At 64.1% G+C, this 23,079-nt stretch carries 25 protein-coding genes; 12 read left to right on the top strand and 13 right to left on the bottom strand.

Going from position 1 to position 23,079, the window contains the following annotated elements:
• The 4 genes from MJ601_RS18035 to MJ601_RS18020 form a co-directional block, all read right to left on the bottom strand.
• Complete coding sequence (locus MJ601_RS18035; protein ID WP_242128975.1) at positions 1-747, bottom strand: SDR family oxidoreductase; 747 nt, start codon at positions 745-747, stop codon at positions 1-3.
• The gene (locus MJ601_RS18030) at positions 740-1,831 is read right to left on the bottom strand and encodes a nuclear transport factor 2 family protein (RefSeq protein WP_242128973.1); all 1,092 of its coding nucleotides are present in this window, start codon (positions 1,829-1,831) and stop codon (positions 740-742) included. The genes MJ601_RS18035 and MJ601_RS18030 overlap by 8 nt, the downstream gene beginning before the upstream one ends.
• Positions 1,832-1,994: 163 nt before the next feature.
• Positions 1,995-3,005 carry an NADP-dependent oxidoreductase gene (locus MJ601_RS18025; protein ID WP_242128971.1) on the bottom strand — a complete coding sequence of 337 codons (1,011 nt, stop codon included), beginning with the start codon at positions 3,003-3,005 and terminating at the stop codon, positions 1,995-1,997.
• A 1-nt stretch (position 3,006) separates the two neighbouring features.
• Entirely contained in the window at positions 3,007-4,326 is a 1,320-nt protein-coding gene (locus tag MJ601_RS18020; protein ID WP_242128969.1) for an aromatic ring-hydroxylating oxygenase subunit alpha, read from the bottom strand.
• Positions 4,327-4,459: 133 nt separating this feature from the next.
• On the opposite strand from MJ601_RS18020, the gene MJ601_RS18015 reads away from it, so the two are divergent.
• From MJ601_RS18015 to MJ601_RS17990, 6 genes are all read left to right on the top strand, one after another.
• A complete protein-coding gene (locus tag MJ601_RS18015; RefSeq protein ID WP_242128968.1) occupies positions 4,460-5,128 on the top strand; it encodes a TetR/AcrR family transcriptional regulator in 669 nt (222 codons plus the stop codon).
• A gap of 84 nt (positions 5,129-5,212) precedes the next feature.
• Positions 5,213-5,974 (top strand): SDR family NAD(P)-dependent oxidoreductase, encoded by a 762-nt coding sequence (locus tag MJ601_RS18010; protein WP_242128967.1) that lies wholly within the window; start codon positions 5,213-5,215, stop codon positions 5,972-5,974.
• Complete coding sequence (locus tag MJ601_RS18005; protein WP_242128965.1) at positions 5,974-6,762, top strand: SDR family NAD(P)-dependent oxidoreductase; 789 nt, start codon at positions 5,974-5,976, stop codon at positions 6,760-6,762. The genes MJ601_RS18010 and MJ601_RS18005 overlap by 1 nt, the downstream gene beginning before the upstream one ends.
• Before the next feature lie 4 nt (positions 6,763-6,766).
• Positions 6,767-7,570: a sugar phosphate isomerase/epimerase family protein gene (locus tag MJ601_RS18000; protein WP_242128964.1), complete on the top strand. Its 804-nt coding sequence runs from the start codon at positions 6,767-6,769 to the stop codon at positions 7,568-7,570.
• A gap of 159 nt (positions 7,571-7,729) precedes the next feature.
• Positions 7,730-8,260 carry a TetR/AcrR family transcriptional regulator gene (locus tag MJ601_RS17995; protein ID WP_242128963.1) on the top strand — a complete coding sequence of 177 codons (531 nt, stop codon included), beginning with the start codon at positions 7,730-7,732 and terminating at the stop codon, positions 8,258-8,260.
• A gap of 112 nt (positions 8,261-8,372) precedes the next feature.
• Positions 8,373-9,191 carry an alpha/beta fold hydrolase gene (locus tag MJ601_RS17990; RefSeq protein WP_242128962.1) on the top strand — a complete coding sequence of 273 codons (819 nt, stop codon included), beginning with the start codon at positions 8,373-8,375 and terminating at the stop codon, positions 9,189-9,191.
• Positions 9,192-9,508: 317 nt separating this feature from the next.
• On the opposite strand, the gene MJ601_RS17985 is transcribed toward MJ601_RS17990, so the two are convergent.
• The 7 genes from MJ601_RS17985 to MJ601_RS17955 form a co-directional block, all read right to left on the bottom strand.
• Positions 9,509-10,954: a dihydrolipoamide acetyltransferase family protein gene (locus MJ601_RS17985; protein ID WP_242128960.1), complete on the bottom strand. Its 1,446-nt coding sequence runs from the start codon at positions 10,952-10,954 to the stop codon at positions 9,509-9,511.
• 6 nt (positions 10,955-10,960) lie between these two features.
• The gene (locus tag MJ601_RS17980) at positions 10,961-11,977 is read right to left on the bottom strand and encodes an alpha-ketoacid dehydrogenase subunit beta (protein ID WP_242128958.1); all 1,017 of its coding nucleotides are present in this window, start codon (positions 11,975-11,977) and stop codon (positions 10,961-10,963) included.
• A 20-nt stretch (positions 11,978-11,997) separates the two neighbouring features.
• On the bottom strand, positions 11,998-12,960 hold the full coding sequence (locus tag MJ601_RS17975) for a thiamine pyrophosphate-dependent dehydrogenase E1 component subunit alpha (protein WP_242128956.1): 963 nt from the start codon (positions 12,958-12,960) through the stop codon (positions 11,998-12,000).
• A gap of 43 nt (positions 12,961-13,003) precedes the next feature.
• Complete coding sequence (locus MJ601_RS17970; RefSeq protein ID WP_242128955.1) at positions 13,004-14,212, bottom strand: acyl-CoA dehydrogenase family protein; 1,209 nt, start codon at positions 14,210-14,212, stop codon at positions 13,004-13,006.
• Between the two features lie 5 nt (positions 14,213-14,217).
• Entirely contained in the window at positions 14,218-15,363 is a 1,146-nt protein-coding gene (locus MJ601_RS17965; RefSeq protein ID WP_242128952.1) for a thiolase family protein, read from the bottom strand.
• Between the two features lie 3 nt (positions 15,364-15,366).
• Complete coding sequence (locus MJ601_RS17960) at positions 15,367-15,774, bottom strand: Zn-ribbon domain-containing OB-fold protein (RefSeq protein WP_242128951.1); 408 nt, start codon at positions 15,772-15,774, stop codon at positions 15,367-15,369.
• A 165-nt stretch (positions 15,775-15,939) separates the two neighbouring features.
• Positions 15,940-16,812 carry a helix-turn-helix transcriptional regulator gene (locus MJ601_RS17955; RefSeq protein WP_242128949.1) on the bottom strand — a complete coding sequence of 291 codons (873 nt, stop codon included), beginning with the start codon at positions 16,810-16,812 and terminating at the stop codon, positions 15,940-15,942.
• Between the two features lie 206 nt (positions 16,813-17,018).
• Between MJ601_RS17955 and MJ601_RS17950 the strand changes: the two genes are divergently transcribed.
• From MJ601_RS17950 to MJ601_RS17940, 3 genes are read left to right on the top strand one after another with little or no spacing between them, the layout of a single operon-like run.
• Positions 17,019-18,122 (top strand): acyl-CoA dehydrogenase family protein, encoded by a 1,104-nt coding sequence (locus MJ601_RS17950; RefSeq protein ID WP_242128947.1) that lies wholly within the window; start codon positions 17,019-17,021, stop codon positions 18,120-18,122.
• 5 nt (positions 18,123-18,127) lie between these two features.
• Entirely contained in the window at positions 18,128-18,487 is a 360-nt protein-coding gene (locus tag MJ601_RS17945) for an EthD domain-containing protein (protein WP_242128945.1), read from the top strand.
• A 31-nt stretch (positions 18,488-18,518) separates the two neighbouring features.
• Positions 18,519-18,884, top strand: a complete 366-nt coding sequence (locus tag MJ601_RS17940; protein ID WP_242128943.1) for a Rieske (2Fe-2S) protein — start codon at positions 18,519-18,521, stop codon at positions 18,882-18,884.
• Positions 18,885-18,910: 26 nt separating this feature from the next.
• Here the strand turns inward: MJ601_RS17940 and MJ601_RS17935 are convergent, their stop codons facing one another.
• Positions 18,911-19,672, bottom strand: a complete 762-nt coding sequence (locus MJ601_RS17935) for a ThuA domain-containing protein (protein ID WP_242128942.1) — start codon at positions 19,670-19,672, stop codon at positions 18,911-18,913.
• A gap of 13 nt (positions 19,673-19,685) precedes the next feature.
• The gene (locus MJ601_RS17930; protein ID WP_242128939.1) at positions 19,686-20,447 is read right to left on the bottom strand and encodes an SDR family NAD(P)-dependent oxidoreductase; all 762 of its coding nucleotides are present in this window, start codon (positions 20,445-20,447) and stop codon (positions 19,686-19,688) included.
• A 162-nt stretch (positions 20,448-20,609) separates the two neighbouring features.
• On the opposite strand from MJ601_RS17930, the gene MJ601_RS17925 reads away from it, so the two are divergent.
• From MJ601_RS17925 to MJ601_RS17915, 3 genes are all read left to right on the top strand, one after another.
• Positions 20,610-22,130, top strand: coding sequence for a long-chain-fatty-acid--CoA ligase (locus MJ601_RS17925; protein WP_242128937.1), 1,521 nt, complete (start codon positions 20,610-20,612; stop codon positions 22,128-22,130).
• A gap of 72 nt (positions 22,131-22,202) precedes the next feature.
• On the top strand, positions 22,203-22,625 hold the full coding sequence (locus MJ601_RS17920; protein WP_242128935.1) for a nuclear transport factor 2 family protein: 423 nt from the start codon (positions 22,203-22,205) through the stop codon (positions 22,623-22,625).
• Positions 22,626-22,662: 37 nt separating this feature from the next.
• Positions 22,663-22,962 (top strand): putative quinol monooxygenase, encoded by a 300-nt coding sequence (locus tag MJ601_RS17915; protein WP_242128934.1) that lies wholly within the window; start codon positions 22,663-22,665, stop codon positions 22,960-22,962.
• Positions 22,963-23,079: the final 117 nt, after the last annotated feature.

The raw sequence follows: 23,079 nt of genomic DNA, 5'->3' as shown, positions 1-23,079 counted from the left end.
TCAGCGCATCGTCTCTCCATTGTCGATCACGATGTTGCTGCCGGTGATGTGGCGGCCGTCCTGACAGGCGAGATAGAGGACCATGTTCGCAATGTCGATCGGCTGGCCCATGCCATGGGCGGCGCTTTGTTCCAGCCCGGCGGAATCGGCGGGCAGTTCGGCCAACGCCTGCGCGGTCATGGGCGTGACGATGCTGCCGGGCGCGATCGAATTGACCCGGATGCGATAGCCCTGCTCCTGGCAGTGCACCGCGATGCTGCGGGTCATCGCGATGATGCCGCCCTTCGCTCCGGCATAGGCGGGAATGACGCTCATTCCCTTCATGCCGCCGATCGAGGCCATGTTGATGATCGATCCGGAACCGTCGCGGCTCATGCGCGGGATCGCTGCCTTGCAGCCCAGGAACGTGCCGTCCAGCATGACGTCGACCTGGATCTTGTAGTCGGCATAGCTCAGATCCTCGACCGTCGCGAAGCGGACCAGGCCGGCATTGTTGACAAGGATATCGAGGCGGCCGAAGCGCTCGATCGTGATGGCGACCACCCTGTCCCATTCGGCCTCGTTGCGCACGTCATGGTGAAGGTAAAGACTGCCCTGCAACTCCGCCGCCAGTGCTTCGCCCAGCGTGTCCTGAATGTCGGTGAGGACCACCTTCGCGCCCTCCGCCGCCAGCAGTCGTGCGTCGGCGGCACCCAGGCCTGAAGCGCCGCCGGTGATGATGGCAACCTTGCCGTCCAGCTTACCCATGATCGTCCTCTCCCGATGATAGCGACGCCCAATGGGCATAGACGGGATCGTCCTGCCCAAAGGCGCCGCGCGTCTTTAGCGGTTCATACATGCCGTCGAGCGCCATGCTGGCCGGATGGGCGGTGTTCCAGTCGGCGACGAAGGTACGGCTGACGATCTTCCAGACGCCGCCGCGCCGCTCATAGCGATCGAGATAGCGCCCGCCGGTCATCACATCCTGCCCGCCCGCCGACAGATGGGCGAGGACATAATGCTCGCCCACGCCATGATCGCCCTTCACCTCGATCCATTCATTGGCGACCGAATGGAAGCAATAGTCCAGATGGGCGCGGCAATAATCGGTGACGCCCGTGGCAAAGTCGGGCCCTGAGGCATTGACGATGCCGGAAACGACGCTGCTGTCCTCCCAGAAGATCGACGCCAGCAGATCCGCGTCGGCGCGGTCGACGCCGCGGCAATAGGTCATGACGAGATCATGGATGGCCAGGCGCGAAACGGCCTGGTCCAGCGCGGCGGGATCGGGCGTCATGGGCGTGGCTCCTTGGGCGGCGAGGGAAGCGGCATGGTGATGCGACAGCAGGGCAAGGGCAGTGTCGGCCGAACCCCTTGCACCGGCGGGGACGAAATGGTCCGGCGCCAGCGGAAGCGAAGCGGGCAGGGACGCGTCGGCCCGGTTGACGTTGCCGTCCATCACATAATGGCGATGGGTGATCCGCCATTCCCCCTCGCGCCGTTCCAGCCGGTCGAGATAGCGGCCGAAGATCAGCCGCTGGACGCCCGGCTCCTGCGCGGAGGCGACGACATAGGCTTCGCTGACGGCCCGGTCGCCCTTCAGCCGAAGCATCGGTGGCGCCGTGCGGTGCAATGTGGGGGGCGCGGCGGCCATGGCCCCGGCCAGCATGGGGGCGAGCGCTGATGCCTCTCCGACGAAAAAGCCGTAGTCGACGGTCGCGCCGGCATGGTAGGCGCTCGCGATCAGCGCGGCATGGGCGCGGTCAACGCCGCGGCTGTGCCGGGCAAGCGCGTTGCCGATCTGGTCATGGGCAATCAGCAGCTCTGCGGCCATGGGCGAATTCGCGGGCATGGGGGCAGCATAGCCGCTGCCGCCCGCCCGCGCTCCTTATCAGAAATTGCAGGTGACGGATGCGCCATATCGGCCGGCGAGGCATAGCCGCCAAACTCCCCGGACGGATGCTTCGTCACAGGATTGGAGGAAGCCGCCGGCTATGCTGGCGCCGCCATATCGGTCAGACCAGCTTGAGGATCATCTTGCCCTCATTGCTTCCCTCGAACAGCCGCAGAAGGGCATGCAGGGCATTGTCGATCCCTGCCTCGACATGCTCGTCATATATCAGCTTCCCCTGCGCCGCGAGACCGGCCATGGCGTGCACGCCCTCCGGGAAACGATGCACATATTGGCTGATGAGATAGCCGCGCATCGTTGCCGTCCGGACGATCAGCTGCCAGAGATGCCGGGCGCCGACCGGTTCCAGATTATATTCGGAGATCAGGCCGCACAGCAGGACCTGCGCGCCGTCCGCCAGGTTGAGCAGCGCGGCGTCGAGGCAGACGCCCCCGACATTTTCATAGACGAAGTTCACGCCACCGGGACAGCAGGCGGCGATGTCGGCGGCAAGGGCCGTCACATCCTTGCCCCGATGGTCGATGGCGGCGTCGAAGCCGTATCGATCCGTCAGTTTCGCGCATTTGGCGGGGCCGCCCGCGATGCCGACGACGCGGGTGCCGCGCATCTTCGCCAACTGACCCACCAGCGATCCGACGGCCCCCGCGGCGGCGCTGATCAGCAGCGTGTCGTCCGGGCCCGGCCGCATGATATCCTCCACGCCGAACCAGGCGGTCAGCCCGACCGCGCCCGCGACCGACAGATAGGCCGTGGGGGAGGAAACCGCGCGCAGGTCGATCCCATGGGTGAAGCCGTCCGCCCGCCCGAGCGAATGGGTCTCGATCTTGTTGAGGCCCATCACCCAGTCACCCGCCCTGACCATGTCGCACCGGCTTTCCAGCACCACGCCGACGGTAGAGGCGCGCACCGCGTCGCCGATCGGCACGGGCGGCATATAATTGCCCCCGGCGTCGAGCCAGCCCCGAATGGCCGGATCGATCGAGGCATAATGGTTGCGGATCAGGAACTCGCCCTCGCCAACGGCCGGGACCGGCTCATCGGCCAGCCGGAAATCGGACGGGCGGGGCAGGCCCTGCGGCCGCGCGGCCAGGATGAAGCGGCGGTTGACGCTCATGTCAGTCGTGGATCCCGCAGACGTCGTTCAGCTTTTCGTGGAAGAACTGGACCCGTTTTTCCTGATTGGCCAGAATGCCGCCGCGAAAGCCGCGCGAATGCAGTCCCTGTTGTTGCCCGATGGCGACCGACAGGTCCTGATCGGCCACGTCGCCCAATGTCTTCTCGCCAAAGACGATATGTTCGCGGTCCACCTGTTCGAAGGGCGTGGGGCCGTTGGGGCCGATGACGACATCGCTGTCGCCGATTGGGTGCGCAATGAACCAATGGTCGAACAGGCATCGCTCCGGATCGGTCGGATGCGGTTCGGAACGGAGCACCTGCGCCCCGTCCGGCCACATGGTGAAGGTGATGTTGGGCCAGAGGGTGAAATGGAAATAATCGACGATTTCCTCATCGCCCATCGCTGCATAATGGGCATAGCCCTTGGCCGCGCCCACGGCCCGCTTCCGGCGGATGATCGCGTCGCGTGCATCCATGGCGGTGTCCCGGTAATCGGCGGGGTCGAGGCCCCAATATTCGAGCGCCTGGGCCAGCGGAATGTCGAGCTTGTTGCGCGTGTCGTAGCGAGCGGAGGGCTGGAGCCCCTTCATCCGCATCATATTGTGGCCGGTCCGCGCATGGATGTGGAAGACGCAGTCGGTATGATCGTCGTTGATCACCGTCGAAATCTGCGGGTGCAGGGTCGGCAGGTGATAGCTTTCGTTGAAATTGTCGCGGATGATCTTCCAGTTGCAGGGCACGTCCGACACCACGGCATAGACGCGCGTCATCCTGTCCATCCGCCACTGTTCCAGATGGCTGGCGACCTTTTCACCCAGCCATGCGCGCAGCGGCCCGGCGTCCTTGTCCATGTTGAACCAGACGAAGCCGCCCCAGACCTCGCAGGCGATTTCGGTCAGGCGGTGCTTGCCGCAGGGGGAGCCGCCGGCAAAATCCTCCGGGTCCTGCACATGGGCCAGCATGCCGTCGGGATTGTAGCGCCAGCCATGATAGCCGCACACCAGCTGCGGAGCGCCGCCAATTTCCGTCCAGGCGAGGCGATAGCCGCGATGGAGACAGGCATTGTAGAAGGCGCGGACGGAGCCATCCTCCTGCTTCAGCATGACGACCGACTCGCGGCCGATATGATGGGTCAGGAAATCGCCGGGCTCGATCAGATCCGCCGCCATGCCGCCGATGTGCCAGACCCTGGTCCAGACCTTGTCCCATTCCGCGTCGGCCCACCGCTTGGCGTAGTAGCGCTCGCCCGTGATGGGATCGCCGCGCACCGGCGCGTCATAGTCCGCGACCTGGCGGTCCATCCGTTGTTCACCCGTCATGGCCCTCTCCGGCTGATTTTGCTTGAACGATCGACCAAATTTTGCGCTATGCTTGAGAAGAGTCAATATCTGCGTCACGCAAGGACGGGGGCGATGGGCGCTAATCTGATAGAAGTGACAGGTTCTTGAACCCATGGCACAGGTGAAGGTCGATCGGCGGCGAGCGCCGGAAACAGCGGCCCGAATACTCGATTCGGCGGAGATGCTGTTTTCCCTGCGGGGATTCTATGGTGTGAGCCTTCGCGAGATCGCGGCCCATGCGGGCGTGCAGCTGGCGCTGTCCCATTATCATTTCGGATCGAAGGAGAGCCTGTTCGGTGCGGTGATCGAACGGCGGGCGGAGGAACATGCCGGCGGCATAGAAGCCGCGCTGGCGGCAGCCTTGCAGGTCGAGGGTAGCCGCGCGGTTCGCAGGGAGGCCGTCATCCGCGCGCTCATCCGCCCGATCGCGGAACGCTCCATGCGGGGCGGGCCGGGCTGGAAAAACTATATCCGCCTGCTCGCCTTCGTCGCCAATCATCCGCAGGAGGAGGAATATGTCTCCCCCTTCCGCCAGCATTATGACAGGCTGATTGCATCCTTCGTCGAAGCGCTGGCCGCCATCCATCCGGAGATGGCGCCGCTCGACGTGCAATGGGGCTTTTTCTTCTATCAGGCCGCAACGACGCACATATTGGTGGAAAGCGGGATGCTGGACCGGCAATCGGGCGGGCTGCTGCGGTCCAGGGATCTGGACGCGATGATCGACCGGATGGTGCCCTTCTTCAGCGCGGGCTTTCTGGGGCTGGGCGCGCAGGACTGAGCCACCCCCTCTCAGAAAGTCGAGTTTGGGGAGATCCGCTCCGCCGCTAATCTCTTCCGCGCGACACAAGCGTCAGGAGTGGATATGGGCCGTCTGGAAGGAAAGGTCGCCGTCATATTGGGCGCGTCCAATGCCGAGAGCATGGGGGCGGCCACGGCGCGGCGCTTTGCGCGGGAGGGCGCGAAGCTCGTTCTGGCCGCGCGGCGGAAAGAGGCGGTGGAGGCCGTGGCGCGGGATGTGGGGGCGCTCGCTGTCGCCTGCGACATTGTCGTCGAGGAGGATCTGGCGTCGCTGGCGAAACAGGCCGTCGACCATTTCGGCCGTCTGGATATCGCGGTCAACTATGCGGGCGTCGAATCCGGCGGACCGTTGATCGAGACGAGCGCAGAGACGTTCCGTCAGGCGGCGGACGTGCATTTCGTGGGCACGGCGCTGTTCATCAAGCAGATGGCGCTCGCCATGGCGCAGGGCGGTTCGATCATCACCGCGTCCTCGCTCACGGTGCTGGTGCAGGCGCCGGGCCTCTCCGCCTATGCGGGGTCGAAGGGAGGCGCCGATGCGCTGGTCCGGATCGCCGCCAATGAACTGGGGGAGCGCAATATCCGGGTCAACGCCATCGCGCCGGGCTTCACGAGGAGCGCGATGACGGCAGGCTATTTCGCGGTGGAGGCGGTGACGCGGGCGTTCCTCAGGGAGATACCGCTGGGTCGCTTCACCACGGTCGAGGATGTCGCCAACAGCGCGCTCTGGCTGGCGAGCGACGAGGCGCTCGTCACGGGGCAGGTGATCGACGTCACCGCCGGGCAGTCGCTGCGCCGCACGCCGCGCCCGGACGAATTCGTCTGATGGGACGCCTGGCAGGCAAGCGGGCGCTGGTCGTCGGCGCGGCGGGGCGAGGCAATATGGGGCAGGCGATCGCCCGCCGCTTCGCCGCCGAGGGCGCGCGGGTCGCGGTTGCCGGGCGGCATCGCGATGTCCTGGAGGAACTGGCGGCCGGGATTGGCGGCGTGGCCGTGGATTGCGACTTTGCCGACGGCGTCTCGATCGGGGCGATGGTCGGCGCGGCGGCGGCCGGGCTGGGCGGGATCGACATTGCCGTCAACGCGACGGGCTGGGGATTGCTCAGGCCCTTTCTGGAAACGAGCGCGGAGGAACTGGACCGGATGTACGCGCTGCAATTGCGCGGGCCGTTCCAGTTCTTCCAGGCGCTGATTCCCCTGATGACCGGTCGGGGCGGTTCGATCATCCAGATCAGTTCCGCGACCGCCACCATCCTGTTCCACGACCATGACGCCTATATGGCGACCAAGGCGGGGACCGATCATCTGGTGCGCAGCGTCGCCAACCAGTTCGGCGAGCGCGGCATCCGCGTCAACAGCATTTCTCCAGGCGTGACCGAGACCCCCATGACCGCCGGCGCGCAGGCCGTGCCGGGGCTGATGGACGCCTTCCTCGAAAGCTATCCGCTGGGCCGCTATGGGACGCCGGAGGATATTGCGTCTGGCTGCGTCTGGCTGGCAAGCGACGAATGCTTCATGACCGGCCAGAATTTGCAGGTGAATGGCGGGCTGACGCTGCGCGGCAATCCTTCGGCCGCCGACATCGCGGCGTCGGTCGCGGCCGCGGCGGGCTGAGGCGATGGCACGCCACCCGATCGCCATGGCGTCGGGCATCATGCCGGAAGCGACTCCCGTGCAGCTGGTCGAATGTGCGGCCTGGGCGGGCTTCGACTATGGCGGCATGTGGGTGGAACCGGCCGGCTGGACGCCCGCCACCACCCGGTCGGTGCGGCGGGCGCTGGCGGCGACCGGCCTGCCGCTGCTGGACGTGGAGGTCGTCTGGATCAAGCCGGGACCGCCCGATCCCGATCACCGGCGGATCGTCGATATCGGCATGGAACTGGGCGCGCATAATGTGCTGTGCGTCAGCAGCGATCCCGATGCGGGCGCGACGCGCGACAAGCTCGCCGCGCTGATCGACCATGCGCAGGGCGGCATCCGGATCAATCTGGAGTTCGGCCTGTTCACCGAGGTGAGGACGATCCATCAGGCGAGCGCCATCCTGCGCGAGATCGGATCACCGGCCGGGGGGCTGCTCATAGACGCGCTGCATTGGACCCGGTCGGGCGGGACGCTCGCCGATGTGCGGGCGGTGCCGGTCGGTTGGCTGGGCTATTGCCAGCTCTGCGACGCTCCGATGCCGGGGGCCGATCCCGCCGATCCGGACGCCATTCTGATGGAGGCGATCGACGGACGCGTTCCGCTGGGGCAGGGGCAGCTTTCGATCGGGGGACTGCTGGACGCGCTGCCCGATGGACTGCCGGTCGCGATCGAGGAACGCTCGCGGCTGTTGCGGGAAACCTTCCCCGACCTGAAGGCGCGCGCCGCCCAATTGTTGCGCACCAGCCGCGAGTGGATGGCGGGGCGGCACGGACAAATTTGAAGCGGCAGCGGGCCATGGCGAAATGGACCATTCCGGGAAAGCTGTTGGCCCACATCAAAATGCTTGACAATAATAAGCCGACCAGTCATTTATTAATTCATGCCCAGACCAGCCAATCCGGAAACGCGTTCACGCCTTCTTGAAAAGGGGGGAGACCTTGTGAGCATCCAGGGCTTCAACGCGACCGGCGTGCAGGAGATTACCGCGGCAGCCGGGGTGCCCAAGGGGTCGTTCTATAATTATTTTGACAGCAAGGAAGCGTTCGCCGTCGCGGTACTGACCGAATATTGGGCGGCGGTTGTCGCTGAATATGGGGCGATTTTGGATCAGGACCGGAAGCCGCCCTTGTCGCGCATCGCGCGCTATTTCGCCGGGCTTGCCGAGTTTCACGAACGCCGCCGTTACGCGGTTGGCTGCCTGATCGGGAACATGGCGCTGGAGGTCACGCCAAAGAGCGAGGATGTACGGATCAAGCTTGCAGCGATCTATCGCGAATGGTCGACCGCGCTTGCCTCATGCTTGCGGGAAGCGCAAAAGAAGGGGGAGTTGTCGGCCGGAAAGAATCCAGAGCAGCTTGCCGTCGCGCTGATCGACACGTTCGAAGGGGCGGTCATGCGGGCCAAGGTGGAACGTAGCCGGGCGCCCTTCGACAGTTTCGAGCGCTTTGTTTTGCCGTCTCTGCTGACCTAGGCATTTTGATCAATTAATAGACGACTGGTCATTTAATTTACCGGCTTATCGCTGGACCGCCGCGCCGGCGAGCGACGACTCTCATCCGCGGCCAATCGAGAGGAACGGAACAATGTCCACGATCACTACTCCAGATGGCGTAACCATCTTCTACAAGGATTGGGGATCAGGCCAGCCGATCGTTTTCAGCCACGGCTGGCCGCTGACGGCGGATGATTGGGATGCCCAGATGATGTTCTTCCTTCAGCACGGATATCGGGTGATCGCCCACGACCGACGCGGCCATGGCCGGTCCGACCAACCCAGCACCGGCAACGATATGGACCACTGGGTTGCCGACCTTGCGGCCCTGACGGAACAGCTCGACCTGCGCGATGCGATCCATATCGGGCACTCGACAGGTGGCGGTGAGGTGGCCCGCTATGTCGCTCGCCATCAGGAGCGCGTCGCGAAGGCGGTGCTGGTCGCTTCGCTGACGCCGAACATGTACCGGAGCCAGGGCAACCCGTCCGGTCAACCGCCGGAGTGGTTCGAAGCGATCCGCGCAGGCGTGCTGGGCAACCGGTCGGAGTTCTACCGTTTCGTCCCCGAGAATCCGTTCTACGGCTATAATCTGGATGGGACGAAGCCTTCGGAGGCGATCATTGCGAACTGGTGGCGCCAGGGCATGGCCGGCGGTGCCCTCGCTCACCATGCGACCGTTGATTCCTGGCTCGAAGATTATACCGAAGACCTCAAGAAGATCACCGTGCCGGTGCTGGTGATGCACGGCGAGTCTGATCAGGTGGTCCCGTTCGCCAGTTCGGTGCCGCGTGCGGTCGACCTGCTGAAGAACGGGTCGCTGAAGACTTATCCCGGCTATCCCCATGGCATGCTCACCACGCATGCGGATGTCCTCAACCCCGACCTGCTCTCATTCATCAGGTCTTGACGACATCTCTCATTCGCTACCCCTATGATGGGGTATATATGGAGGAGGGTCTTGGGTTTCGCCGTAGCGACGAAGGAACGAACAAGAAGCCCAAACCCTCCTCGAAAATTGTCCGGCCAGGGTCCCGATCGAAGCGGCGGCCCTGGCGGCGTTGCTCGGCCTTGGCCGAGGTCCACGCCGCATGAAGCATGATCCGATCACGTTGAACCGGATCACGCTTTATTGTCATGCGTCTGCCGCATTTTCCGGGCCTGCGGATGATGCCACCTGCCGCGAAAATGCGCAGGCACTCTGGATGACCTTCCCCACTCATTCGATCAGCCGACCAGCAGTGCCGGCTCCTCGATCAGGCTTTTCAGCGTCCGCACGAAGTCGGCCCCGACCGCGCCGTCGATGGCGCGATGATCGCACGACAGCGACATCTCCACGATCGTCGCGAAGGCCAGGGCATTGCCGATCTCCACCGGCTGACGCGTGCCCGCGCCGACCGCCAGGATCGCGCCCTGGGGCGGGTTGATGATCGCGTCGAACTGGTCGATGCCGAACATGCCGAGATTGCTGATGGAGAAACTGCCACCTTGAAACTCCTCCGGCTGAAGTTTGCCGGTGCGGGCCTTGTCCGCAAGCGTCTTCACCTCGCGCGATATGGCCGCGACCGACAATGTGTCGGCCCCCCTCACGATCGGCGTGATCAATCCCTTGTCGGTGGCGACGGCAACCGCGATGTCGGCGCTGCCGAAGCGGTGGATCTCGTCGCCATGGACCTGCACATTCACGTCGGGATGCCGCACAAGCGCCAGCGCACAGGCGCGGACGATATAGTCGTTGATGCTGGGCGCTTCGCCCGTCGCGGCCCTGGCCTGCGCGCGCAGGCCAAGGATCGCGTCGATCCGCACTTTCGATCGCAGATAGAAATGCGGGATGGTCGACTTGCTGTGCGACAGCGCCTTGGCGATGGCCTTGCGCATGGGGGACATTCTGACGATGTCCGCCGTGCCCGCGGCCGGGCGGGTGAAGGCCATGGGCGTTATGGCCGGCCCTTCCGCCGGTTTCACCCTGGCCAGCACGTCGGCCTTGCAGATGCGGCCCCTGGGACCGGTGCCCGCCATGCCGCCAAGGTCCACGCCATGCTGGACGGCAAGCCGCCGCGCCAGCGGGCTGGCGAAGACCCCGTCCAGCCTGTTGCCGATGGGCGTCAGGTCCACCAGCGCGCCGCCGCCGACGCTGGCCGACGGCAGGCTGGCCTGCTGCACATCCTGGAAGGTGATGCGGCCCTGCGGCCCCGACCCGGCAATGCCGGAAATGTCGACGCCCTGCTCCTCCGCAAGGGCGCGGGCGGCCGGACTGATATTCGCGTCGGCGGCGATGCGGGCCGCCTTTTTCACCGGAGCCGCCTTCTCCGCTTCGGCAGGCGCGGGTGGGGGAGGCGGCGCTGCTCCCGCCCTGGACGCCGCCTTCGTTTCGGCTGGCCTGAACCCGGCGACGAAGGCGTCCACTTCATCGGCACTGGGGTTGTCGTCCGGTCCGGCGAGCACGGCGATCAATTCGCCGACCTGATAGGTGCCGCCCTTTTCCGCGATCAGGCGCGCGAACATGCCGTCGGCCTCGGCCTCGACCTCGTTGGTGATCTTGTCGGTTTCGATGAGCGCGAGCAGGTCGCCTTTCCTGAACGGCACCCCTTGGGCTACCATCCATTCGGCGACCACGCCCTCGGTCATTTCGATACCCCATTTGGGCATGGCGAATGCGCGCAGATTGGCCATGATGATTTATCCCCGCCGATAGGACATGAGCTTCACCGCCGCCGCCACGATCTTGTCGGGGGAGGGCAGATAGGCGGATTCAAGTTCTCGCGCGAAGGGCACCGGGCTGTGCGGCGCCGTCACCATCTCGATCGGGCTTTTGAGCGAGGCAAACGCCTTCTGCGCGACCAGCGCGGACAGATCGGTCGCGAGCGAGCAGCGGGGCGGCGCTTCGTCGACGATCAGCAGCCGCCCGGTGCGCTCCACGCTGTCGAGGATCGCTTCCTCGTCGAGCGGGCTGGTCGTGCGCAGGTCGAGCAGGTCGCAGCCGATACCGTCCTGCGCCAGATCGGCGGCCGCATTTTCGGCAAGGCCCACCATCATCCCGGTGGCGAGAATGGTGATGTCGTCGCCCTGAGTCACTTGCCGGGCATGGCCGAAGGGGATGACATAATCCTCGTCCGGCACCTCGCCCTTCACCCCGTAAAGCGCCTTGTGCTCCAGGAAGATCACCGGATCGTCGTCACGGATCGCCTGCGCCAGCAGCCCCTTGGTATCGGCCGGCGTGGTCGGCATGACCACCTTCAGGCCAGGCATCGCGGTGACCAGCTGGTGGATCACCTGGCTATGCTGGGGCGCGGCGTTGAAGCCCGCGCCATAGGGCATGCGGATGGTGATGGGGCAGCGCGACTTGCCGCCGAACATATAGCGGAACTTGGCGACCTGGTTCCAGATCTGGTCCATGCAGACGCCGATGAAGTCGGCGAACATGATTTCGGCAATGGCGCGCTTGCCGGTCAGCGCGGCGCCCGCCGCCGCGCCGATGATGGCGCTTTCCGAAATCGGCGTGTCGATGACGCGATCCGCGCCATATTTGGCCCAGAGGCCCCCGGACGTGCCCCAGATGCCGCCGATCGCTTCGGGTCCTCCGGCCGATCCGTTGCCGCCGACAATATCCTCCCCCAGCATGATGACGCTGTCGTCGCGCGCCATTTCGGCGTCGATCGTGTCGCGAATGACGTCGCGGATCATTTTCATGGCCATGATAGTCGATCCCCCTGGCGTCAGTAGTTGATGTAGACGTCTTCGACGACTTGGGCGGCGGTCGGCCGGGCCGCGCTCCTCGCCTCTGCCACCGCGCGCTCGATGAGGTCGGTGACCTCTGCATCGACCCTGTCCAGTTCCGTCCCATCGAGCAGCTTCGCCTCCGTCACCCTGGCGCGGAAGGTCTTGAGGCAATCCCTCTCCTCGCGGATCCGGTCCAGTTCGCCGGGGCCGCGATAACGCTGCGGATCGCCCTCGAAATGGCCATAGAAGCGCTCGCAGTCCAGTTCGATGGAGGCCGGGCCGTTGCCTCCCTTGCACCATTCGATCAGTTCTCGCATTGCTTCATGGACCGAAAAAAAGTCGATCCCGTTCGCCTTGATCGCCTTCATGCCGAACGCGGCGGAGCGGGCGGTCATGCTCTCCGCACCCACGGCATAGGCTTCGCCGGTATGTTCGGAATAATGATTGTTCTCGAACACGAAGATGACCGGCAGCTTCAGCACCACCGCCATGTTCATCGCCTCGAAGGTGGTACCCTGATTGCACGCGCCGTCGCCCGAAAAGGCGATGGAGACGGTGCCGTTGCTCTTGGCCGTGATCCCTGCGCCCACCGCGATAGGGGCGCCCGCGCCGACGATGCCGTTGGCGCCCAGCATGCCAACGCCCACGTCGGCGATGTGCATGGAACCGCCCTTGCCCTTGCACAGGCCGTCTCGCGATCCGTAAATCTCCTTCATCATGTCGATCACGTCGCAGCCCTTGGCGATGCAATGGCCATGACCGCGATGGGTCGAGATGATGTAATCCTTCGGGCCCAGATGCTCGCACACGCCCACGGCACAGGCCTCCTGTCCCGCATAAAGATGGGTGAAGCCGGCAATCTCGCCCAGCGCGATCTCGTCGTGCAGGCGTTCCTCGAACATACGGATGGTCTTCATCTGGCGATAAGCCCGGATCAGGGCTTCGCGGCTGAGTTGCATATCTCTCTCCGTACTTTCCTATATTCTGGGCTCATATTGTGGATCATAGACCCAATACGGTTTTGGCGATGATGGTACGCTGGATTTCGTTCGTGCCACCGAAAATGGTCCAGGCGAGACTGTTGAGATAGCGGGGCGCGGCCAGCTGCGCCGCCTTGCTGTGGATCGGCGCCGGCGCCGCCTCGCCATAAAGCGGGCGTCGCGGCTCCAGCGCAAGCCCGGCATAGCCGTAGAGCCGCACCGCCATGCCGTCGACCTGCTGCCGCAGGGTAGAGGCGATCATCTTCGACAGCGAGGTCTGCGGGCCGGGTGGCAGCCCCTTGGCGATTTCGGCCAGTACCCGCAGCTCGGTCATCTCCAGCGCCTGCGCGGTCAGCTCGATGCGGGCAAGGGCGGCCATGAAGGCGCTGTCATCCGCCATGGTGCCGCCTTGGCCATCCGGCTCCAACGCAGCATTGCGGCGCAGTTTCTGGATGTCCGACAGCAGCTTGGGTGCGTGGCACGCGCCGCCGCGCTCATTTTCGAGCAGGAATTTGGCGATGGTCCAGCCCATGCCTTCCTCACCCACCAGATTTTCGGCGGGGGTCACGACCTCGTCCAGAAAGACTTCATTGACCTCATGATCCCCGGCAAGCCCCTTGATCGGCCGCACCTCGACGCCGGGCTGGTTCATGTCGACCAGCAGGAAGCTGATGCCGCGCTGCGCCTTCGCTTCGGCATCGGTGCGGACCAGGCAGAAGATCTTGTTCGCGTGATGCGCATGGGTCGTCCACAGCTTGCGGCCGTTGATGACATAATGGTCGCCGCGCCGCTCCGCCCGCGTTCTGAGGCTGGCAAGGTCGGAGCCTGAGCCCGGTTCGGAAAAGCCCTGACACCAATAATCACTGCCGTCGAGAATGCGGGGCAATAGGCGCGCCTTCTGTTCCGCGGTACCGAAGCGGCAGATGACCGGGCCGAGCAGCTTGAGGCTCAGCACCGGCAGGCTGGGTGCATCGGCGAGCGCACATTCCTTCTCGAAAATATAGCGCTGCACCGGAGTCCAGCCGGTGCCGCCGCTTGTCACAGGCCAATTATAGGCAAGCCACCCCTTTTCATGCAGGATGCGCTGCCATTCCCGGCCGATATCGGGTTCGACGAAGACGCCGGGGGTCGCCGCCATGCCCTCGCGCAGATGCCCGGGGAGATGCGTGTCGAGAAAAGCCCGCACGCTCTGGCGGAAGTCCTCATCCTCTGGGGTGAAATGCAGGTCCATCTCTCTTATCGTTCCAAAATGGTGACGCCCGAAATGCCCGGCGCTCCATAGACATGGGTATAGGCCGTGCGGGGATTGCCGGGCACCTGACGTCCGCCGCCCGCGCCGCGAAGCTGCAAGACATTTTCATAGACCTGCCGCAGCCCGGAGGCGCCGATCGGCTCCCCGCAGGCAAGACAACCGCCGTCGGTGTTGACCGGCAGCCGCCCGCCGATCCGGCTCCAGCCCTCGGCCAGCCATTCTTCCTGCTCGCCATCCTTGCAGAAGCCGTTTTCGGCCATGTGCATGATCTCTGCGCCCGACTCTGTGTCCTGAAGCTGGGCGACGTCGATATCCTGCGGCCCGATACCCGCCATGTCGAAGGCCGCCGCGGACGCGAGCAGCGTCGGCGCGCCGCCACGCTCGATCGAAAGGCTGGGGGAGAAGACCTCGAAGGAACCGGCCGGCCGGGAGCGCGTCACCGCCGCCTTGATCCGGATATCCGCCCGGCCCAGTTCACGCGCCTTCTTCTCGCTGGCGAGGATCAGCGCGACGCCGCCCTCGGCAGGCGAACAGAACATATATTTGGTGAGCGGATCGGAGATCATTGTGCTGGTGAGGATCGTGTCCAGATCGACCGGCGAGCGCCGCCAAGCATGTGGCGCATGGACGGCATTGTCGAACGCCTTCTGCGCGACCCGGCCCAGCGCTTCATGGCTGATGCCATATTGCGCCATGTAGCGTTGCAGCTTCATGGCGAAAAACTGGGTCGTCACCATCATGCCCACTTCGCCATACCAGTCGGGCAGGCTGTATTCGGACGGCATGGCGTTGAACGCGCCCCGCGGATGCTTGTCGAATCCGAACGCGACGCCAAGATCATATTGCCCCGACGCGATGCCCTGCCATGTGCCGATCAATGACGATCCGCCAGTGGCGCAGCCATTGCGGACATTGATGATAGGGATGCCCGTCAGGCCCATTTCATTGACGATGGTGTCGGCATTGCCGCTGCTCTCCGAACCGCCGAAGCCGAACTGCATGTCGGCCCATTCGAGCCCGGCATCCCTCAGCGCCTTGCCGACCGCATAGGCGCCCTGTTGCAACCCGGAGAGGGCGTCGGTGCGGCCGAAGGGGTGGATGCCGATGCCGACGATGAAGACGTCCGCCATGGCTCAATCCTTCCCGACGGGGGCGAAGGCGAAGGTGCGGATCTTACGCCCCTCGGCATCTTCGTTGAATAGGATGAGGACGGTTTCCATTTCCATGCCGATCTTCAGATCTTCGAAAGCGACAGCGGTGAGGGGCGTCTCCACGATTACCGCACCGGGCAGCTCGACATAGCCCAGCGCGAAGGGGACGAAATCCTCCGGTCCCGCATAGGGCGGGGTCTTGGGGCGGAAGCGCTGAACCGTCCAGGACCAGAGCGTGCCCCGGTGCGGCAGACGGATCGGTTCATAGTCGCCGGTACCGGTCGGGCAGGGGAAGACGATGCGCCCCGTCGCCTTGTGCCGTCCGCCCAGCAGCGCTGGCTGAGGTTCTGCGACGAACAGTCCTTCCGCAATGTCGATGACCTCACCCATGAACGGCCTCTCCTTCCTTGGCCGACTATGGAAAGAGTGCAGCTCGATGGCTGCTGTAGAAAAGAATAGGTTGGAAATAGTGAGAGGCGATCGTGGAGATAGGCACAAAACAGAAACCCCCGCCCGTGACCGGGCGGAGGCATCAAGGGGCACCGGAAAATGCCTTTACGCGTGATGGTGCTGGGGGGATGAACGAACCGCCGCGACGCTGCCCAGATAGCCCAGTTGGGTCGCCTTGAAGACCGTCTGGCTGCGGTTGACCGCCTCCAGCTTGATTGCGGCATTGTGAATGTGGAAGCGCACCGTGGCGCAGCTGCGGCCAAGGATCATCGCGATCTCGACGTCGGTCTTGCCCAGCGCCGCCCAGCGCAGACATTCGACTTCTCGCTTTGACAGGCGGCAGTTTCGCGGAATCCAGGGGCGCTGACTGGTGACGCGGGAATAGCCGTTGATGAAACGGCGGCTCTGATACTCCAATATATCGGCATAGAGGTCGAACTCGCCCGACAGGTCGCTGCGTCCCGGATCCATCGGAGAGAAGCTGACCACGCCGATCTGGCCGAAGGGCAGATGGACGGGAATGACGATCACAGCGTCGGCATTCACCTCATCATGGAAATGCGACAGGTCGATCTGGTCGAGCAGGGGATTGGGCGCGCGGGTGTGGATGCCCTCCGCATTGGCCCAGAAGGGTTCGCTTTCATAACGACAGGCGAAGGTGAGGGGGGAACTGAGCGCGAGCAGCGGCTTTTTCCACCACTGGTCCTTCGATCCCGGCCAGCCGAAGATGGAGGACGCCAGCGCGTTGCCGTCGGCGTCGGTCATCGGCATCTTGGAGGCGATGTTGGCGCAGGCTGCGACACGGAAATTGCTCAGTTCCCTGGCAAGATCGCGTATGGCTTCAGCCGCGGGTCGAACATCGTCGATCGACGCGATGAAGATGGCGCCCTGCCTGCGGGACCGCAAATCGACCGGGCTTATGCTCTCTTGGTCGACATGATCCATGCAGGCGACGAATGAGTCGTCTGATCTCTCCATGGAGGGAAGCTACGCCCGCCAAGATGCTTAGACAAGCGTTCAAATCCTATGATTATTGATAGGTGCCGGAACCCTCCCGCGTGCCCGGTTTTGGTGGGCGAACTAGTGGAAAGGGCAGTCGGCTGGACCGCCGTCATCATGCTTTAACATGACCGGACGCCGGCTTGCGGCGAAAAAACGGATTATGGAGAGTAGGGGACATCAGCGTGAACTTCGATCTCAACGAAGATCAGCGCTTGCTGCGCGATCTGGTCGAAAGGTTCGTCGCGGATCATTATGATCCGATCCGCCGCCTTTCCTATATTGCCGAACCATGGGGCTTTTCGCGGCAGGGGTGGCGGATATTGGCCGAAACCGGCCTGCTGGCCCTGCCCTTTTCGGAAGAGCATGGCGGGTTGGGCGGCGGCGCGGTCGAACTCATCACCGTGGCTGAGGCGCTGGGAAGGGGCGTCGCCACAGAGCCGGTGCTGCCGGTCATCCTGACCGCTGCCTCGCTCGTCGACCGGGGCGCATCGGATGCCACAAAGGCGCAGTTGCTCCCGCGCATCATTGCGGGGGAAAGCCTTCCCGCGCTGGCGCATCTGGAGCCAGGCGCGCGTTTTCTGGCGACGAAGCCGCAGACACGGGTGCTGCGCCGTGACGGGCAGATTCGGATTGATGGCGCCAAAAGCTGCGTCATGGGCGGCGGCTATGCGGACATATTGCTGGTGACCGCCCGCGAAGAGAATGGGACGCCCGGCGTCTATCTGGTCGATGCGTCGGCCGATGGCATGACGCGGACCGATTACCGGCTGGTCGACGGATCGGTCGCAAGCGACATCCTGTTCAGGGATGTGCCCGCGATCCTGCTGCCGCAAGGGCAGGCTGCCCTGGAAGGGGTGCTGGATCAGGCGCGGCTTGCGATCGTTGCCGAACTGATCGGGCTGATGGGCCATATGTTCGACGCCACGGTCGACTATGTGAAGACACGCCAGCAGTTCGGCCAGCCGATCGGCCGGTTTCAGGCGGTGCAGCATCGTCTGGCGGACGGCTATGCGATGGTCGAACTCAGCCGCTCGCAACTTTATCGCGCCGCGGCCCAGAATCCGGGCACGGCGGAGGCGCATGCCGCGGTCGTCGGTGCCAAGGCCTATATCAGCGGCTGCGCCATGAAGATCGCGGAAGAGGCGGTGCAGCTGCATGGCGGTATCGGCACGACCGAGGAACTGATGGTCGGACAGGCGTTCAAGCGGACGATGCTGCTGGCGGCACTGCTGGGTGACGCGGACTGGGATTTGCGCCACTATGTGCAGCTGACGGCGGCCGCCTGACCGCCATGTTCACGCGCGTCACTTTGCTGAAACGCAGGCCCGGCCTAACGGTCGAGGCGTTTCGCGACCATTATGAACTTCATCACCGGCGGATCGGGGAGCGCGTGCTCTCCGGCCATGCGCTGCGCTATGTGCGCCGCTATGTCGCGCCGATCGATGCCGGTGCGCCCACCCCCGATTTCGATGTGGTGATGGAAATCGGCTTTGCCGATCGCGCCGCGCATGACCGCTGCCTTGCCGCTCTGGCCGAACCGGCGGTAGCACAGGAAATAGCGCAGGACGAGGAACGGCTGTTTGACCGCGCTGCCATCTTGTCGTTCACCGTCGAGGAATGCGAAAGTGCCCTGGGCCCGAGGGATGCTTGACCGGATATCTTCAATCAGGATCGAAACAGGAATGTCGCAGAATTTCTACCGGGTGGCCAGGGCGGAGGAGATTGCCGACCGATCCTTGCAGGCCTTTGTCGTCAATGGCTGGCCGGTTCTGATCGTGCGGGAAGAGGGCAAGCTGTACGCCCTCATCAACCGCTGCTCGCATCAGGCGGCGAGCTTCGCGCCCGATGGACGGGTGCGGCGTGGGGCGATCATGTGCCCACTGCATGGCGCGCGGTTCAAGCTGGAAAATGGCGAATGCATGGGCGGGGCCGACTATAAGCCGTTGATGCGCTTCGACCTGCGCGAGGATGGAGAAGGCTGGATCGAAGTCGCGGTGCCGGATGAAGCGCCCGGCGCGGAACATCTACCGGTGACGTCGCTGGCTTGAGGTGCCCATCCGCGCAGGAGAGGATTTCAGCTGCGCTTCTTGCCGTCCTTCGCCCATTCGATGCCGCGCCGCAGCAGATCGTAAAAGACCGGCAAATCCCAGGCGCAGCGGTCAACCTGCGGCCACCAGTCCAGCGTGGGTTGCATGTCATAATGCCCCCGGCAATGGCCCAGCGTATTGTAGAGTATGGCACCCTCGCCCTGCGGCTTGATATAGAGCACCGGATGCCGGTCATGCGCCCATTCATGCTCGTCAAAGCCGGTGGCGTCGCCCTCGAATTCGGTTTCCAGCAGGACATGCAGGTCGCCATGCCGCTCCATCAGATAGAGCTCGTCCGTCGTCTCGAACGGCTCCACCCCCTTCGTCAGCGGGTGCCCGGCATCGGCGACCGTCACCTTGTAAGGCGCGATCGGCGGATGGGCTATGAACTGCGTCCCCAGCGTCTCCATCATCAGCGGCGCCCAGCGCGGGCTGCCGTAAAGGCCGTTGTCAAACAGGCGCAGCACCGAGTTGGTGCCGTGCAGCGCATACCAGCGCCCACCATCCTTCACCCAGTCCCGCAGCGCCTCCTGCACCTCCAGCGGCGGGATGACGTCGCAGGTATAGGTGATCAGGAAATCCGCCTCGCGGATCGCGTCCACCTGGCTGTAATCCTCGAACACGCGGGTGCGCACGCGCGGGTCTTCGCCCAGCAGCTTCAACAGCTCCAGCCGGGCGAAATCGAAATCGTGATACAGCCCGCCCGCTATCAGGACGCAGTTGATCCGCGTCGGTCTTTCCTCGCTCATCCTTGCTCTCCGGTCAGAACTGCACCCGCCTGGTAAAGCCGCCGTCGATGACCAGGCTGGCCCCGGTCATGAAGCGGCAGGCGGGCGAGGCGACGAAGGCGACGGCGCGGCCAATCTCTTCGCCGGTGCACATGCGGCCCATGGGAATTTGCGAGAGAATGCCGTCGTAAAATTCCGCCATATTGGCCTTGATCGCGGCCCATGGGCCATCATCGGTATAGATGGGCCCGGGGATCAGGCAATTGACGCGAATGCCCTCCGCCGCATGTTTCTGCGCCAGCGCATTGCTGTAATTGATGACCGCCGCCTTGAGCGCATTATAGGGCTGCGGCCCCATGAAGTCTTCCACCGCGCCCGTCGAGGACAGGGTAACGATCGACCCCGCATCGGATTTTTGCAGGAAGGGGAGCGCTGTGCGGATACCGCGCGAAAGGGGCAGAATGTCGGCGTTCATCACGGCCTGCCATCCCTCGTCGCTGTCGACACCCAGATTGGTGGAGACGAAGGAAATGAAGATGTCGCAACCCCCCAGGGCGGCCGCTGCCTCCTGGATGAAGGCAGGCAAGGCGACCGCGTCGCTGGCGTCCACCGCCTTGCCGAAGGCCTGAACCTCGAAGCCCCTGACCGTCTCGACCACGCGGTCGACCTTTTCCTGCGTGCGGCCGCAAAGGGCGACATGACAGCCCTCCTGCGCCAGAACCTCCGCCGTATGCCGCCCGACGCTGGCATTGGCACCGATCAGGATCGCTTTCCTGCCCTTCAGCCCCAGATCCATTGCACTCTCCCGATCGTAAAACCGCTTGTCGCCCGGCAACATAATCCTCCTGTCGCTCCAGGGCACTGATGGTTTCGCCAGTATGGGGCCAAACCATGGGAATTGAGAGGGGTCGACATTGGCGTGAAGCCTTAAGGAAGGGAAGAGGAGGCATTGCTGCGCATGAAGACGATCGGCGGATATGTGCGGGACCATGGTGCCCGACGGAGCGGCGAGGTTGCGCTGGTCTTCGAGGAGCGGGAAACCAGCTATGGAGAGCTGAACCGGCGCGCCAGCCGCATCGCCAACGGCTTGGTGGCCATGGGTCTTCAGCCTGGTGCGCGGGTCGCCTATCTCGGCAAGAACAGGGACATTTATTTCGAATTTTGGATGGGCGCAATTCGCGCAGCCATGGTGATGGTGCCGATCAACTGGCGGCTCGCCCCGCCGGAGGTGGCCTATATCCTCGATGATTGCAGTCCGGCGCTGCTGGTGGCTGATCCGGAATTTCTGGCGCGGCTCGATCCCGCCCCCGGCTGCCCCGTGCTGCTGACCGAAACAGGGGAGGGGGAGCCATTCGCGCGGTGGCGCGACCGGCAGGCCGACGGCGATCCGCAGGCCGACGGCGGTTATGAGGATGTGGTGCTGCAACTTTACACTTCTGGCACGACCGGCAATCCCAAGGGCGCGATGCTGACCAACCGCAGCCTGCTCGCGCTGCGGGACGCGCTCCCGCCCGACGCGCTGCCCGGCTGGTATCGCTGGAGTGGGGAGGATGTGGCGCTTGTCGCCATGCCGATCTTCCATATCAGCGGATCGGGCTGGGGCCTATGGGCGCTCCAGCATGGCGCCAAGGCCGTCGTGGTGCGGGATTTCGACCCGCATCAGGTGCTCGACCTGCTCGTCCGCTATCGCATTACCAAGCTCATGATCGTGCCGACCGCGCTGCGGATCATGTGCGACGATCCCAAGGCGGCGGAGACGGATTTCAGCTTCCTGGAAACCATCTGCTATGGCGGTTCCGCCATTCCGCTCGACCTGTTGCGGCAGGCGATCGGCCTGTTCGGCTGCGGCTTTGCGCAAATGTACGGGATGACCGAAACAGCGGGCACCATCACCGGCCTGCCGCCGGCGGATCATGATGTGGACGGCAACGTCCGCATGGCCAGCGTCGGCCTGCCCCTTCCGGGCGTGGAGATTCGTATCCTTGGCCCAGAAGGCGCAGAACTGCCGCGTGGGGAGGTGGGCGAGATCGCGATCCGCGCCGCCGCCAATATGACAGGCTATTATAACCGGCCGGAGGCGACCGCCGAAACCATCGATGCCGATGGCTGGCTGCGAACCGGCGATGCGGGACGGATGGATGCCGACGGCTATGTCTATCTGGCCGACCGGATCAAGGACATGATCATCACCGGCGGCGAGAATGTCTATCCGGCCGAGGTTGAAAATGCGCTGTTCGGTCATCCCGACGTCCATGATGTCGCGGTGATCGGCGTGCCCGATGTCAAATGGGGCGAGGCGGTGAAAGCGATTATCGTACCGGTCGAGGGCCGCGAGCCCGATCCCGCCGCGATCATCGCCTGGGCACGGGCGCGGATCGCCGCCTACAAGGCGCCCAAGTCGATCGCCTTCTGCGACGCGCTCCCGCACAATCCATCGGGCAAGGTGCTGCGACGCCTGCTGCGCGACCAATATCGCTGACCTGCGATTTTCAGGAGTATTGAAGAAGCGCGAAGCCGCTTAGCCTGCCTGCCAAAGAAAAGGAGAGGGCGCTTGAGCCGCAATTATTCAGGACCGCTGGAAGATCGCATCGCCATTCGCGAGCTGATGGAGAGCTATGCCGACGCGGTCAACCGGCATGACCGCGACCTGATGGCAAGCCTCTGGGCCGAAGACGGCCACTGGGATCTGTCTCACTATCCGGAGTTGGGCATCGTGTCCGGTCGCGACAAGGTGATGGACCTTTGGTCGAGCGCAATGCCTTCCTATCCCGAACTCTCCTTCATCGCCATGCCGGGCATGATCCGTGTCGACGGCGATACGGCCGAAGCGAGAACCTATTTTTCCGAAGTCTATAGCGATCCGGAAAATGGCAGAGATAAGCGGGCGCGCGCCTGCTACACCGACAGGCTCGTGAAGCGCGACGGCGAGTGGCAATTCCAGGAGCGCATCTTCGGGATCATCCACCAGACCTGATCGCCCTTTTCATCCCCATCAACAGGATATACGGCCCATGATCGTCGTGACCGGTCTTATTCATACCGACCTTGAAACCCTGCCGCATCTCCATGCCCGCCTCCAGGCCCTGTGCGAACCCTCCCGCGCGGAGGATGGCTGCATCTTCTATCATATGGGGATGGAGGATGAGCGGAAAGGCACCCTCATGGCCATGGAGGCATGGCGCGACATGGACGCGCTGACCGTTCATCTCGCACAGCCGGCCATCCTTCAGCTACTGGCGGATTTCGAGGGCAAGTACAGTAACGACGTGTCGGTGCACATGGTCAGCGAAACACAGAAGTTTGGCGCCTGAACGCCGTCAGGACACCACCGGTATCGATCTCTCCATAACCGAGCCGGTGGAGGGAAGGCCTGGGTTCCGGCCGGGACCCAGGCCTTCTTTCCGGGGGCGTGTCGGCTCCCCGGCTCT

Source organism: Sphingobium trunci (assembly GCF_022664535.1).
GTDB lineage: Bacteria > Pseudomonadota > Alphaproteobacteria > Sphingomonadales > Sphingomonadaceae > Sphingobium.
The sequence above is the reverse complement of the archived record's forward strand: the minus strand, read 5'-3'. Positions and strand labels throughout refer to the sequence as shown.